The organism is Dehalobacter sp. TBBPA1 (genome assembly GCF_040931655.1).
Lineage (GTDB): Bacteria > Bacillota > Desulfitobacteriia > Desulfitobacteriales > Syntrophobotulaceae > Dehalobacter > Dehalobacter restrictus.
Window position 1 is genome coordinate 1,105,577 of the sequence record NZ_CP162385.1, and the last position, 14,589, is coordinate 1,120,165.

The following is a 14,589-nucleotide window of genomic DNA, read 5'->3' on the forward strand; positions in this document are numbered from 1 at the left end:
AACTGAGGAGAGTGATCCGATGGTTAATGAATTCAAACAGTTCATCATGAAAGGTAACATTGTCGATTTGGCGGTAGCTGTAATTATTGGTGGTGCCTTCGGGAAGATTGTCACGTCTCTGGTTAATGATATACTGATGCCGGTTATCGGATTCTTGCTCGGAAGGATTAATTTCGCCAATCTGAAAATTGTCATTACGGAAGCTACAGACAGTGTACCGGAAGCGGCGATCAGGTATGGCGCATTCATTCAATCGATTGTTGATTTTCTGATTATTTCACTGTCCATCTTCTTTATGCTGAAAGTGTTGATGAAATTAAGGAAAAAGAAAGAAGAAGAGCCGCCCGCCTCCGAATCACCTCCGGAACCTTCTAATGAGGAAATCCTGCTTACGGAGATAAGGGATATCCTGAAGTTCAGGTAATTGGTTAAGAGCATCTTTCCTATGGCGGAAAGGTGCTTTTTGTTGCATCAATTCTTTTCGTTTCTTGCTTTATTTCTTAATTGGAATTTTGAATATAATATCTGATATTTTCCATTGCCCAGTTTTGGTGATACAGGTTTTTTTGGGTTGACTCGGGATCGGACATTGAGGCTGAATAGGCTGACCTTTTTCCTTGCTTAAGTTCCTGGAATACCTTGAGAAAGTTTGGCCGGAACTTTGCGGCGGCAGCTCTATTAATATAATATCTGCGCCAGATATCGAAACAGGTATCTACCGGATGATTCAAGCTGCACCATCTTTCAGCCTGACACTCGGCGCAGTTAATGGACTGCGTCATCTCAATTTCAACGGTATCGATAAAACCTGCCTTGAAATCAGTATAACAACAGATCCGCGCAGATAGTTCGGAATCACCATAACAGCATTCTTCGTTCCAATAACCGATCTGATTGATTAATTCCGGTCTTAAGGCTTGGCAGCAGCCTGGAACAAAGTCGAGCGGAGCGTCAATATGACCGTTTTCTAATTGTAAATAATGAATGTTGTCTTTAACTCTGGGAATAACCGGAGGGTAATACCGAGGGTAAGGTTTTCCTCTTTTAACGCCTAGAAGTCCCGCTTCAGGAAATGTCTCAAAAACCTCCATAAAACGTGAAATCCATTTTTTGCTAATCATAAAAACATCACTGTCAATGGTTAAAAAATATTGTTCCGGTTTTCTTCTGGAAAGATTTAAGTTCAGGGGATAAATGGGTCCGCAGTTTAGAGGAAGCCTGGTTACGGATTGGATGCGCGGGTCCTGAAGGGATCTTAAATATTCCCAGGTATCATCCCTGGAATTGCTGTCGATGATGTGCATTTCAAATTCTTCTGAAGTATCAAGGATCGAATCAAGATTTCTCGCGGTCAGGCCCAAGCGGTTAAATGTAATATAACTGATGAAAGGTGGAATCATTGTCTTCCCTTCCTCTTTCCATATCTTGTTTCAAATACTTCTGAAGCATGTTTTAGAAGCTATTACAGCATATTGTATGAAAACTAGGTTGAGCTTGTTTGAGATATCTCCATTATTTTGAGAAAATGCTTGTTTTTCTTCACAATAAATTTCTCAAAATCATATTAATAAGCACGTACTAAAATTGGATAATATTAGAAATACAAAGGAGGTATTGTGGTGTCTGATGACTACCAAAATGGTAAAAAAATATTGGATAAAATATCTTTGGCAAATTTCTTATGTCACTTGCAGATAATCCAAGATGAATTGCGTAATAATCAAACAGAAACTGGATATGCAGCTGAGTCCGGACTATACGCACGTTTTGCTACAATTAAACAAGCTGTGAATACAACAATCATATGTATTGGTGTATTGTCGGGACTCTTCTTAGGTGGGGCGACAATAAAAATTCTTCACAAGAGCAAGGTTGATAATCAAACCAGTCCCAAAGATCAGGTAGGTAGAAAAAAGATTGTGATCGTAAGAAATCTGAAAATAAGCGTGACTGCGGTAGGCGTCCTGTTTTTCTTTGGCAGTTCGTTTAAATTTTTCTGCAAGAAAAAAGGCTGCTGTCCCAAGCATTGGCCTGATTGCAAGAAAATCCTAAAACTGTTGGAAAGCCCGACATTTGGGCTTGCAGAAATCAAAACTGAGATATTTTCGATAGAAAAAGCAGTGAATCATCCATTTTTTGGATTGCAGGAGATTAAGTCCGAAGTTCAGGTTATTGAATTCACGGTTGAGAATATCGAAAATAAGCTAGACAGTCCAACGTTTGGGTTGGCAGAGATCAAGACGGAAGTCTTCAGTATTGGCACGCTGGTTGAAGGCATTTTCACGAGTATCGTAGGATCGACTTTCAGTCTGCAGGAGATTAAATCCGAAATAGCAGCAATCGAAGGCGCGGTGTTCAGTCCGACATTTGGCTTAGCAGAAATTAAAACGGAAATCTTCCAGATCCAAAACGCTGTATTGAGTCCCACCTTTGGTTTGCTGGAAATAAAATCTGAAGTAGCAGCGATAGAAGCAAGCCTAGGTGCTGCCAACGCTCAGACTTCAGGACCGTTCAAACTCAGTAATCCCAGTGTAGGGAATATCCTGGATGTTAAAGTCATGAACAACAGTGCATCCACTATCGGGCCTATCAATGTTTCGGTCTTTAATGTAGATGTCTGTCCCAAGACACTTCTCAGTCCAACTTTCAAATCAACGGTTACCTTGCCACCTTACTGCACGACAAGCATCTTCTTCAATCAAAAATTGCCCAACACCCAGATAGAAATCGAAGTATCCGGCGCGCCCCCAGGAAAGGTATTTATTTGGTCAAGAACAACACCTACTGTGGTCAGTGACCAAATTGTAGACCCGCTTTTCAGCAGTAATTATCTACCGCTGCAACAGCCTCTTGATCCTTGATTGTCAAATAGGTATAAGATGAGCGTTAGAGAAGCCCGCCTGTATTATTTCAGGGTGAGCTTCTCACTATTCAAAAGTGTCTTTGGCTTTAATCCTTGACAAAAACTGCAATATGAGCGAGAGAATCCAAATGGTTTTGTTTCAGCGCTTGAATCAGGTTATGGAGAATCGGGTATTTATGTTCGACAGCCTTTGTATAGGATTGAATCACCATGAGGGCAGTATCAACGGTCAGTTCCTGCTGATAAGCGGATATTCCAACGAGCTGCATTTTGAGCAAGGCATAATTAACTGCCAGCAGCAAGTAACTGTAATAAACTGAATTCCCATTCAAGTCATAAGGGAACAGCTTCATAAAAACGTAATTTAAGAGGTAGTTTTCCAGGATATAGTCATGTTCACGCATAAAAGGGGAGTAATACCTTTGGTAGGCTTCTTCATAGCATTTACCAACTTGGGTATAACTTGTTGAAGCATAAAAACGAATTCCTTCTAAGAATTTACTGAAACAACGCAGATACCGGTCTGATTCAATCGAGGGAAGAATCACACGGATCGCAGGAGGTAGAAACAGGGAAATACGTGGGACCGGAGAAACAGGAATGGCTGTTATATCCTGCATTGCTGAAGCATCCGTAAAAAGAGCTGTGTAGCTCAAAATGAGATCCGGGATTCTATCAACAGCAGACACTTTCTCCAGTCGGTCAACCTCTTCCATAAAGGCCCCAAGAAAAACAACCCTGTCATCTAAATGGTATTTTCTGTCTTTCAGGATACTCCAAGTGAATTCTCTGAGTTCAGACAGGTGCTTCGCAGGTTTATTCTGAAATATTTCGTCTTCGGTGTTCAGCAAATTGTAAACAAAATTCCGGGTATCATTAGGCTCTTCAACTTCGATTAAGTCCATCGCCTCGGTCTGTAACAGAGCCAGACGTGCCGCTTCCGGACAAGCTAGAGTTGCTGATTTTTCCAGGACACCGTTAAAAATATTGCCTATACACGGAAAGGAAGCACAGATCTCGGATAAGTACTGTTCTCCTTTCCGGCATTGCAGGAAGCACAGTTTTTCTTCCGTGAGGAAAGGACAACGATAATCTTTAGTCGGATTGATGGTGATATAATCCTGTTTTGCTGTCGAACTGCGGATGATATAAATATTTTCTTCAAATAACTTACGGATGACGGGATCATTCTCCATCTTATATTTGCTGAAGGTTTCCGGATCGATTCGGATGTTAAAACCTATGCAGCAGGAATTTTCACAGGCTGAGGCAATACAGCTGAAGGTTTTCAGATAGGAAGGGGACAAAACCTTTCTTTTTGCTTCGGTCATGGAATGCACCTCACGTGGTTTATATTCATATCCCTATATTCATATGACTATCCTATGTAACCATATTCCGGGTTGAGACTGCACATAACAATTTCCGCAACATAAAAATATAGCAAAGAAAAATGATAAAGCACCGGAGAGAGCGCGATGATTACGATCAGTTTATGTATGATTGTCCGGGATGAGGAGCTGACACTGGAAAGATGTCTGACGGGGATTAAAGGCATTGTCGATGAGATTATCATTGTGGATACCGGTTCTGTTGACCGGACTAAGGAAATTGCAGCAAAATTCACCGAGAAGATTTATGATTTTACGTGGATTGATGATTTTGCTGCGGCCAGGAACTATTCTTTTTCCATGGCTCAGATGGACTATATCCTGTGGCTGGATGCTGATGATGTAATTTTGGAAGAGGACCGTCAACTTCTTATGGAATTGAAGCAGGAAATACCGCTGTCCTTTGATGTTGTGATGATGAAATACAATGTTAGCAGGGATGAAAAAGGGTATGAGACCGACACATTCTACAGGGAACGGCTGATTAACAGAAGTGCCGGTTTCAAATGGTGCAATCCAATTCATGAGTGTATTGAGTTCAGCGGCAATATTCTTCATACTGAAATCTGCATTACGCATTGTAAAGAACGTGGTACAAGCGACCGAAACTTAAAGATCTTGGAAAAACTCATAAGACAAAGCAGCAAAATCAGCGCCAGGGACCTGTACTATTATGCGAGGGAACTGTATATCAACAGCCGCTGTGAGGAGGCCGCTGAGCAATACAATCGCTATTTGGACAGTGAAAATATGTTTGAAAACTATGCGATACTGGCTTGTCTGGACCTTGCCGATTGCTATCATCGGGCTCAGGAATGGAAAAAAGCGCTCCGGACATTGATCCGGAGTTTTGAATACGGCAGTATGCGCGCTGAGACACTGTGTTACATTGGGAGCTTATATTTGGAAAAAGAAGAATACCCGAAGGCAATTGGCTGGTACGAGTTGGCGCTTACCCTCAAAAAGCCTGACATCAGCTGGAATACCGTCCTGCATGATTTCTGGGGTTTTATCCCGAATATTCAGCTATGTTACTGTTATTACAGGATCGGGGATATGGAAGAAGCACAAAAATACAATGAAAAAGCGGCTCAATACAAACCGGATAATCCGGGAGTCGTATTCAACCGCATGTTATTTAGTAGCCTTGGCTATCAAGGGGCTGCAATTACTTCAAAGCTAAAGTAGTTGAAGTTATCCAGGTATTTGGCGGTTATAATAATTGTCGTCGTATCCGCAACTGCTAACGTCATAACCCCGGTATCAGGGTTAATAGGAAGAATCGTATTCGATGATTCGTAACGTAAAGCAGTTTCATTGGAATTATCAATATTGGTATTGACATCGATTGTACTGCCGACGGTATCCGTCATAGCGGCGCTTGCAGCATTTACAAATGACAGCCTTTCATAGACCATAGGTGTAGAAACATTCATTGTTCTGGTTTCTCCAGGGTCCAAACTAATGGAGGTTGACTGGGCCCAAGTATCATCATCCTGGCTTTGCTCCACGATAGCAAGACCTGCTGTAGGGGCTGCTGAATCATAGGTGATTGTATAAGCTGTTTCTAAGGTATGCCCTTCTAAAACAAAGCTTGTGGATAAATAGGAGAAGTCACCGATGACAGGACTGGTGTAAATGACGGTATGGGTCAGGGAATACTCGACAATCAGCATAGGCCACATGGCACTTTCGGCATATTCCCTTGTTCTGAAGGCCAAAAGGGAATTTGTAAGCTCCGTAGTTTGAAGCATAATGCCATAATTGTCGGCAGGTGTAATATACCAGCCTTTCACCAGATCGGTCATGGTGATATCGATATAGCCATTAGGGTTGTTATCATCAACCAGCGTATAATCAGGAGTTAAAACGGATCCGGGAGCATTATCCCAGGTTACAGCAGTTTCTTCAAAGGCAGCGGTTAAACGGTAAATATCCAGCTGCTGCGGCACGCCTGCTTGATAACGCGTAGTCAGATAAAGCCGGAGCACCGCTTTCTGGATGGTAATATTGGGTTCAAGCATGGAGAGGTCAAACCTTAGCAAGTTTCTATAGATTGAACTGGAATACGGATCCAGGCCTGTATACATCGCACCTGTCTTTCCGTTATTCGCAGTTGGGGTAAGATTAGTTATATAGGCATCGGCTGCCGCGTAAAACGTGTGAATCAATCCTATCACCTTTCCTTTTTGAACGAGCTTTTCTACGTTATATAGTATTCCGCTTGTCCGCGGATTGCGCATCAAGATTCACCAGACTTGCTTGATTCACATAGTATGAATTGTGAATTTGATACAGTTCAAGGAGAAAGCAATGGTCACAATTAGCCTGTGCATGATTGTAAAAAATGAGGAAAAGACGCTCGGAAGATGCCTCGAAAGTGTCAGAGATATACCCGATGAAATGATTATCGTGGATACTGGTTCGACGGACAAAACCAAAATGATTGCTACCCGTTATCAAGCTAAGGTCTATGATTTTGCCTGGATAGATGATTTTGCAGCAGCCAGGAATTTTTCTTTTGCCCAAGCTACCCAGAACTATATTCTCTGGCTGGATGCAGATGATGTGCTGCTGGAGGATGACAGGAATAAGCTCCGGCAGCTGAAAGAGACCCTGAATCCGCAAGTGGATATTGTGATGATGAGATATAACCTTGGCGTTGATGATAAAGGGAATGCTGTCTGTACTTTTTTCCGGGAAAGACTCCTGAAAAGGTCGATGAACTATACTTGGCAAGACCCGATTCACGAATATATAAAAATTGAAGGAAACATTATCAACTCGGATATTTGTGTCACCCATAAAAAAGTTGAACGGAAAACTGCAAGAAATCTAGATATCTTTGAAAAGATTATTTCCGAAGGCCGGATCTTAAGCGACAGAAATTGTTTCTATTACGCACGGGAGCTTTATATTAACAGCAGAATTGACGAAGCCATTCAATACTACGACAAATTCCTCGATACCGAGGGAGGGCTTTTATCTAATTATATTGATGCCAGCATCGATATGAGCAACTGTTATTTGAGCAAAGATGACCGTAGAAATGCGCTTAAAGCATTGCTGCGAAGTATGGAGCACGATCTTCCCAGGGCAGAAGTCTGCTGCCAGATCGGTCATTTGTATAAAACTGCGGAGGATTATCCCAAAGCAATATTCTGGTATGAGCTGGCAACCACGATAAAAAAGCCGGAAGAAAGCTGGGGGTCTGTCGTCCATGATTGTTACGGTTATATTCCGTGTATGGAGCTTTGCGCCTGTTACTTCAAATCCGGTAACCTGGCGGAGGCCATCCGCTATAACAAGAAGGCCGGTGAGTATAAGCCGGATGACAAGCTGGTTCTGCATAATCAAAAATATTTTGAAACTTTACTGGGCAGCGTCGTCAGTAAAAATTAAAGATGATGTTATACAAAGATGATGATATACAAAATAAACCAATGCACTTTAGGCATCGGCAATCTATAATCAGGAGTCAAAATAATGGAGAAGAAAAAGATTCTGCTGGGAAGCCCTGTCTGCCAAAAATCCAATATCTTAAGAGAATTTCTTGATTCGCTGACCAGACTGGAACAGGAAGATGTATGCATCGAGTATATTTTTGTTGATGACAATCATGAGGAAGAGTCCAGCCGGCAGCTGCTGCTTTTCGCCCAAAACAAACCGGTAAGACTGTATCAATCCGTGGACAAAGAAAAGAATTCTGAAACCTACGTATGTGATGACGCAACCCATTACTGGAAAGAGCACCTGATATGGAAGGTTGCTAAGTATAAAGATTTTATGATTCAAAAAGCGATTGAAGGTTCTTACGATTATTTGTTTTTAGTTGATTCGGATTTGCTTCTTTATCCTCGAACCATCACCCACCTGATTGGAACCGGCAAAGATATTATTTCTGAAATCTTCTGGACGACGTGGTATCCGGAAACTCCGGAGCTGCCCAATGTGTGGCTGTATGACAGCTATGATCTGGTTCGCAGGCTCAGAGGGGAGAGCCTGACCCCGGAGGAACAAATGAAGAGGCAGCAGGCTTTTCTCAATCAATTGAAAGTCCCCGGCGTTTACGAAGTCGGAGGTCTTGGAGCATGCACGCTGATCAGCAGAAAAGCCCTGCTTCAAGGAATCTGTTTCAGGGAAATAGAAAATTTGACTTTATGGGGAGAAGACCGTCATTTCTGCATCCGGGTCAAGGCGCTGGGGTTGGACTTGTTTGTGGATACGTATTATCCAGCTTATCATATTTACCGGGAATCAGCGCTGGCGGGGGTAAGTGATTTTAAGAAAAAGTGCGACGCCGATAAAGGTAGACTAGAAGTAAAAGAGAGAACCAATGAAAAATATTTAAGTGTTCATAGACCGAAATTAACGCTGTCAATGATTATGAAAAATGAAGCAAATCGCTATCTGGAAAAAGTGCTGGAAGAACACAGGCACTATATAGATGAAGCTGTCATCATTGATGACGGCAGCACGGACAACAGTGTCAATCTTTGCCGGAAGATCCTTCGGGGAATTCCGTATCAGATCATTCAGAACCCGGTATCAAAATTTCAAAATGAAGTGGAACTTAGAAAACAGCAGTGGGAAGAAACGGTCCGGACAAATCCGGAATGGATCCTAAACCTGGATGCAGACGAAATGTTCGAACGTAAATTTAAGGAGAAAGTCCAGGATTTAATCTGTAATCCTGATGTGGACCTTTATTTTTTCCGTTTATATGATTTCTGGGATGACAATCATTACAGGGAAGATAAGTACTGGCAAGCCCATTCCATTTATCGGCCTTTCTTGATCAGGTACAGGCCGGATTTTCAAGCCGAGTGGAATGAAACCCCCCTGCACTGCGGGAGGTTTCCCAAAAATATTACAATGCTTTCCTATGCTTTAGGCAATATGAGGATCAAACATCTGGGCTGGGCGGACCCGAAAGACCGTTTGGCGAAGTACCTGCGGTATTTGCAGCTTGATCCTGAATCGCGTTATGGCTGGAAAGAACAGTATGAGTCGATCCTTGACCCGAACCCCGGACTGATCGAATGGGAAGAGAATCCATTGCGCTAGTTATATCAAATACACTTGTTGGGAGAACCGAATATCGTGATGGAAGGTATCAAAATAGAAAAATGCCCTATATGTGAAGGATGTAGATTGGAAGTTTTTTTTGAATACAGCGGATTCAGACTGATTCATTGCCTGAAATGCGACTTAATTATGAATGAGCACGTTGCTTTGACCATGCAGGGCAGCAGCCCGGACGGTCTGATTGACGCAACGTATGACGACAGCTGGATCATGATGCGCCAGCGGTACATCCAGGATACTTTTCTGCAGCATGCAAGTTTTAATATTCTGCTGCTGGAAGTGTTTTGCCCCCATAAAGGTGACCTTTTGGAAATCGGTTCCGGTACAGGCGAATTTATTTTCATGGCCAAAAATGCGGGATGGAAGGTCACGGGTGTAGAACCGTCTGAAAAGGCATGTATATTTGCTGATGAACGATTCGGAATTCAAATGATTAATCATGTATGGCAGACCGGCGTATTGGAACAAAATAAAAAATTTGAAGCAATTGTGTTCTGGCATGTTCTGGAGCATATGGCTGATCCGGTGGGATTCCTCAAAGGAATATCCGGCTTGTTAAAACCGGATGGGAAAATATTTTTCAGCATTCCGAACAGGGATTCATTCACCAACGCGGTTTACGGACCTTATTCCCCGCTTTTTATGGAAAGGGATCACTTGTTTCATTATAATGCTGCGAATCTGACCCTGCTTCTGGAAGAGGCAGGACTCAAACCGGTTTCACTTTTTTCGAGGGAAACGTTTCAAAAAATGGAATCGGACCTGAACGCTTCATCAAAAATATCGAACAGGCCTGATAGCGGATCCCTCGATCGGATGATGGGAATGATAGCGCGGCTGCAGTCTCAGCACCAGGGGCATGAACTGTTCTGTATTGCAGTTTCATCATTTTTATAGATCGTGCTCTGAAAAATTATGTAAAAAAGGTAGATAAAACAGCAGACAAAGGTGTATACTTAAAATAAGTTGGAAGAAATTCCAAATTTTTGTTGTGTATAGACAGAAATATCAGACGGAAAGAGGAGACAAACAAATTATCATGATTCAATTTAATAAAAAAGCATTATCCGTTGTTATCGCCATGATGTTATTCGTCGCAACGCTTTCAAGTGAAGCAGCAGCCTTGCCGGCTGCGCTTTACCAATCAAGCACCCTGCAAACGATTACTGCTGGGGCAACTTTGGAGAATATATCGAGATTCACTTTGAACGGCTGGTTAAACATTAATGTTTTACGAATCGATACGACGAATCCTAATATAAAAATTGATACATTGACAAACGATCAGATCACAGAAAAACTCGTCACTGTTCCCGCTCTAGCTCAACAAGATAACGCTGTGGCAGCGGTGAATGCCAGTTTTTTCAATGCAATAAATGCGGCAGCCGGCTATGCCGACGGGCCAATCGTTCAAGATGGTAGCTTGTTGTCGACAGCCGGCTGGTATAATCAAAATAAAAATGAAATGGCTTCTTTAAGCATAAGCGATTACGGCGAATTGAGTATTGACTATTGGAAAAATGAGCTTCAATTGATTGGCCCTGATTCTGCGCCGTTTGTTGATTCTCAGTACAACCAGCCCAGCCGTCGGAATTATACCGATATTACCGTTCTTGATAAGAAATGGGGGGCTTCTACACTAGGGGCTTCGGCTGCCTATCCTGACCTGGTTGAAGTTCTTGTATCTGACGGCCGGGTTGTGGAGGTGCGTCAGGCTCAGTCAGCCGCAGTGATTCCTACTAATGGCTTTGTAATCATCTCCAGGGGAGAACAAGCAGCAAAACTGATGCAAAGTTTGCAAATTGGCGGACAAGCTTCGCTAAGCCTAAACTCAACCCCGGACTGGTCCGGCCTTCAAATGTCAGTCACCGGAGCTTCTGTTCTGGTTAAAGACGGTCAGATACCCGATAAATTCTCATATAATGTTAGCAGCTTTAATCAGAATAATCCCCGCACGCTCGCAGGAAGTACGCAGGACGGCAAACAACTGATTCTGGTCACTGTGGACGGAAGACAGGATAACAGTATCGGTCTTACCCAAAAAGAGTCAGCAGAACTGATGCTGCAGCTGGGCGCTTACAAAGCCATGATACTTGACGGAGGCGGGTCAACGACCATGGTGGCCCGAACCCCTGGGACAAAGCAGCTCCGGGTTGCCAATGTCCCTTCAGAGGGAACATTAAGGCCGGTTGCGAACGCCATCGGGATTTTTTCTTTGGCTCCTGCCGGAACGCTTTCAAGATTAATCATTGAAACCGAAAGTCCAAATATTTTTGTTAATACTTCGAGAAGTTTTACACTTAAAGGAATAGACCAATATGCGAACCCGGTGGACATTGACCCTAAGGATGTGAAGTGGGGAGTCAGCGGTATCAAAGGCACGTTTTCAGGAGGTACGCTTCGTCCGACTTCCGTGGGGGATGGAAAAGTCACCGCAAAGGTAGGGGATTTGACGACTGAGTTGGATATTTGCTCTTTAAGCGCCCCCGCAAGGCTTATTCTGAGTACCAATGAAATCAAGGTGCCGTCAGGGCAAAGCCAGACGATACAGGTTACAGGCTGCAGTCTGGAGGGATTTACAGCTCGGATTCAGCCGGAAGATATTCAGTGGAAGGTATATGGCAGCATCGGCATCGGAGAATGTCTTAATGGTGTCTTCCAGGCTCAGAACGCAGGTACAGGCTATATCGAGGCTTCCGTCGGCAATGCTCATGCCTACTGTGCGGTTGCCGTATCTTCGGAAAGTACGGAAAATAAATATGCTTTTGAAGACAGCTTTGGGACATTTTCAGCAAGCTCGGAAAATGTCAGGGGTTCTTACCGGATCAGTAGCGGGCAGGTTTATGCAGGTCAAACATCCGGAGAACTAATGTATGATTTTCTTTATACGGAGGACCCTGGTGAGGCATCCGTTCTTTTTGGAAACAAAGGGATCCCGCTTAACGCCAATACGTCAGGTCTTGCCGTTTGGGTTTATAATTCTCTGGAGAATACCAATAAACTCATGGGAGAAGTTATAGATGCCAGCGGTAAAAAGCATCAGGTCCAATTTTCAGCGGATATGAGCTGGAATGGATGGAGACAGGTCAGCACGTCTCTCAGAAGTATCAATTCCCCGCGCTATTTGACAAGACTCTACGTCCGGAACACGGATCCTTCCAATAGCGGCGGAATGATTTATTGGGATGAGCTTACGGCAAGCGTGAGCAATCATCCTGCCATCGATACTACCAAGATACCCCAAAATACTGTACTTACGGATAAGGCCAATCGGGCGGCAACGTTCTCTGCGGGATCAAGTAGTTTCAGGTTTGCGGTGTTCGGCAGCAGCGTGCAGCCCAACAGCAAATCCAAACAACAAAGCTTGATGCAACTGAATACGTTTATCAATAAAAATATGGATCTTGCCATTTACACCGGAGCAAGCGCTGCCAAATTAGCCGGAGGAGTGACCAAACCTGCTATGAAAACTGGCAGCGGGTATAAAACCTTTCATTACAAGAACAGTACCTTCATTCAGCTTGATTGCTGCAAAGGAGGGCTCCGGAGAACTGACCCGGCGCAATGGACCTCGCTGTTCAAAGAATTAAACAGTAGCAAAGGCGATCAAATCTTTGTATCCATGGACTGTGCCCCTGGTTCATTTGTTAATGCCAAAGAAGCTGCTTTACTTAAGGATACTTTAGCGGATTACCACAAGGAGACTGGCAAAAATGTCTATGTCTTTTATCCGGGCTCCACGGATCAAGCTCAGTTGGACAGGGGAGTACGTTACATTTCCTGTGCGGGCTTCAACACTTCCGCAGCAGGCAAACAGGCCAATAAGCTGATCGTTACTGTTCTGGATGATCAAGTTACCTACGAATTTAAAGCGCTATAAAAACGTAAGAAAATTGCTATAGAAAGAAAAAGACTTTAGCTGAATGGAAAAAAACCAATCAGCTAAAGTCAACTTGTATTTCGCTTACCCGAGTAAAGTTCTGGATCTTTGTTAACGGAATTTAGAAATCGATTTACTTGGGTTCGTGCTATCTTTGTTTCTTATTTTTGAACTGGCGCATGGCCTGCTTCATTTCGCCTTTGCTGCCGAACATGCTTTTGATTTTTTCCTGCTCAAGCTGCCGCGAATTTAAACCTTCGTAAGCAAGCTCTTTTTGCAGTTTCTGATAGCTGTTTACCCGGTCTTGCAGCAGTTCACCATTTTCAATCGCTTTGCGTACCGCGCATCGCGGTTCCGTGGTGTGGGAACAATCTTTGAATCTGCACTTTTGGGCAAATTCCGCAATATCATCGAACGTTTGGGCCAGATCACCGGATTCAATCTGCAGCTCCCGCATCCCTGGCGTGTCAATGACAAGGCCTCCGTTAGGAAGCTGCAGCAGCTGGCGGCTGGTCGTTGTATGCCGGCCTCTGTCGTCATCACGGATCTCCCGGGTAGCTAACACTTCCTGGCCCAGCAGGCGGTTAATCAGGGTCGATTTTCCGACACCGGAAGAACCGATAAGGGCAACTGTTTTACCATTGGCAATATAGGTTAAAATATCCCGGTAACCGTTTTCTGTCATACTTGAACAGACAATGACGTCTGTGCCGGCACAGACATCCGAAATTTTTTGAAGCTTTCTGTCTAAATCCGTGCAGAGGTCAGCCTTGGTCAGAACAATGACTGGAGTTGCCATGCTGTTGAAAGCAATGGTAAGGTAGCGTTCCAGCCTGCGCACGTTAAAATCATAGTTTAGGGACATGCAGATAAATACGACATCAATATTGGCCGCGACAATCTGGACAGCATGGGTTGTTCCTGCAGCTTTCCGCTCAAAGACACTTTGGCGGCGAAGCACCTGGTGAATGATCGCGTTGCCGGAACGCTCGTTTAAGCGGTCAATCATGATCCAATCCCCGACGGCCGGAAAATCTGCGTTATTTCTGGCGTTAAAAATAAACTTGCCGGAGACCTCAGCCTGCAGCTCGCCATTTTCAGCGATCACTTGATAGAAATCCCGGTGCTGTTCAATGACCCTTGCTAAATATAAACCCGGATATAAAGTTGCTTCTTGTGCAAAACGATCATTCAGCCCGTAGGCAGCTAAAAAGTTGTTATTCATTTTATCCTCCAAAATTATTCATCTCAAGTCATGTTAGAGAATTTTTTGGAGGGTACAAGTTTAGTAAACCTGTTTGCCCTCCCGACAGAGGACAAGGGGCTCGTGAGTGCAATAGAACTTCATCATAAAAATACTCCTTTGG

General features: G+C 43.5%; 11 protein-coding genes. 7 read left to right on the top strand and 4 right to left on the bottom strand.

Annotated features, from left to right (window positions below):
* The first annotated feature begins 19 nt into the window (after positions 1–19).
* A complete protein-coding gene (mscL, locus tag AB3489_RS05535) occupies positions 20–424 on the top strand; it encodes a large-conductance mechanosensitive channel protein MscL (RefSeq protein WP_368294266.1) in 405 nt (134 codons plus the stop codon).
* Between the two features lie 76 nt (positions 425–500).
* Here mscL and AB3489_RS05540 read toward each other — a convergent pair whose 3' ends face one another.
* Positions 501–1,400: a glycosyltransferase gene (locus AB3489_RS05540; RefSeq protein WP_368294267.1), complete on the bottom strand. Its 900-nt coding sequence runs from the start codon at positions 1,398–1,400 to the stop codon at positions 501–503.
* A 219-nt stretch (positions 1,401–1,619) separates the two neighbouring features.
* Between AB3489_RS05540 and AB3489_RS05545 the strand changes: the two genes are divergently transcribed.
* Positions 1,620–2,861 (top strand): hypothetical protein, encoded by a 1,242-nt coding sequence (locus AB3489_RS05545; RefSeq protein ID WP_368294268.1) that lies wholly within the window; start codon positions 1,620–1,622, stop codon positions 2,859–2,861.
* Between the two features lie 88 nt (positions 2,862–2,949).
* Here AB3489_RS05545 and fliB read toward each other — a convergent pair whose 3' ends face one another.
* Complete coding sequence (gene fliB / locus AB3489_RS05550) at positions 2,950–4,194, bottom strand: flagellin lysine-N-methylase (RefSeq protein ID WP_368294269.1); 1,245 nt, start codon at positions 4,192–4,194, stop codon at positions 2,950–2,952.
* A gap of 147 nt (positions 4,195–4,341) precedes the next feature.
* Between fliB and AB3489_RS05555 the strand changes: the two genes are divergently transcribed.
* Entirely contained in the window at positions 4,342–5,442 is a 1,101-nt protein-coding gene (locus AB3489_RS05555; RefSeq protein ID WP_368294270.1) for a glycosyltransferase, read from the top strand.
* Here AB3489_RS05555 and AB3489_RS05560 read toward each other — a convergent pair.
* Positions 5,409–6,497, bottom strand: coding sequence for a DNRLRE domain-containing protein (locus AB3489_RS05560; RefSeq protein ID WP_368294271.1), 1,089 nt, complete (start codon positions 6,495–6,497; stop codon positions 5,409–5,411). The two genes, AB3489_RS05555 and AB3489_RS05560, sit on opposite strands and share 34 nt — an antisense overlap.
* Before the next feature lie 70 nt (positions 6,498–6,567).
* On the opposite strand from AB3489_RS05560, the gene AB3489_RS05565 reads away from it, so the two are divergent.
* The 4 genes from AB3489_RS05565 to AB3489_RS05580 all read left to right on the top strand — a co-directional run bounded on the left by AB3489_RS05565 (position 6,568) and on the right by AB3489_RS05580 (position 13,222).
* A complete protein-coding gene (locus AB3489_RS05565) occupies positions 6,568–7,656 on the top strand; it encodes a glycosyltransferase (protein WP_368294272.1) in 1,089 nt (362 codons plus the stop codon).
* Positions 7,657–7,740: 84 nt separating this feature from the next.
* Positions 7,741–9,321 (top strand): glycosyltransferase family 2 protein, encoded by a 1,581-nt coding sequence (locus AB3489_RS05570; RefSeq protein ID WP_368294274.1) that lies wholly within the window; start codon positions 7,741–7,743, stop codon positions 9,319–9,321.
* Positions 9,322–9,339: 18 nt separating this feature from the next.
* Positions 9,340–10,239, top strand: coding sequence for a class I SAM-dependent methyltransferase (locus AB3489_RS05575; protein ID WP_368294275.1), 900 nt, complete (start codon positions 9,340–9,342; stop codon positions 10,237–10,239).
* Positions 10,240–10,333: 94 nt separating this feature from the next.
* A complete protein-coding gene (locus AB3489_RS05580) occupies positions 10,334–13,222 on the top strand; it encodes a phosphodiester glycosidase family protein (RefSeq protein WP_368294276.1) in 2,889 nt (962 codons plus the stop codon).
* A 148-nt stretch (positions 13,223–13,370) separates the two neighbouring features.
* Here AB3489_RS05580 and rsgA read toward each other — a convergent pair whose 3' ends face one another.
* The gene (gene rsgA, locus AB3489_RS05585) at positions 13,371–14,447 is read right to left on the bottom strand and encodes a ribosome small subunit-dependent GTPase A (protein WP_015043107.1); all 1,077 of its coding nucleotides are present in this window, start codon (positions 14,445–14,447) and stop codon (positions 13,371–13,373) included.
* Positions 14,448–14,589: the final 142 nt, after the last annotated feature.

Bases quoted from the DNA above. Each gene is read 5' to 3' on its own strand.
- mscL (WP_368294266.1), top strand. From the start codon at position 20: ATGGTTAATGAATTCAAACAGTTCATCATGAAAGGTAACATTGTCGAT.
- AB3489_RS05540 (WP_368294267.1), bottom strand. From the start codon at position 1,400: ATGATTCCACCTTTCATCAGTTATATTACATTTAACCGCTTGGGCCTG.
- fliB (WP_368294269.1), bottom strand. From the start codon at position 4,194: ATGACCGAAGCAAAAAGAAAGGTTTTGTCCCCTTCCTATCTGAAAACC.
- AB3489_RS05555 (WP_368294270.1), top strand. From the start codon at position 4,342: ATGATTACGATCAGTTTATGTATGATTGTCCGGGATGAGGAGCTGACA.
- AB3489_RS05560 (WP_368294271.1), bottom strand. From the start codon at position 6,497: ATGCGCAATCCGCGGACAAGCGGAATACTATATAACGTAGAAAAGCTC.
- AB3489_RS05565 (WP_368294272.1), top strand. From the start codon at position 6,568: ATGGTCACAATTAGCCTGTGCATGATTGTAAAAAATGAGGAAAAGACG.
- AB3489_RS05570 (WP_368294274.1), top strand. From the start codon at position 7,741: ATGGAGAAGAAAAAGATTCTGCTGGGAAGCCCTGTCTGCCAAAAATCC.
- rsgA (WP_015043107.1), bottom strand. From the start codon at position 14,447: ATGAATAACAACTTTTTAGCTGCCTACGGGCTGAATGATCGTTTTGCA.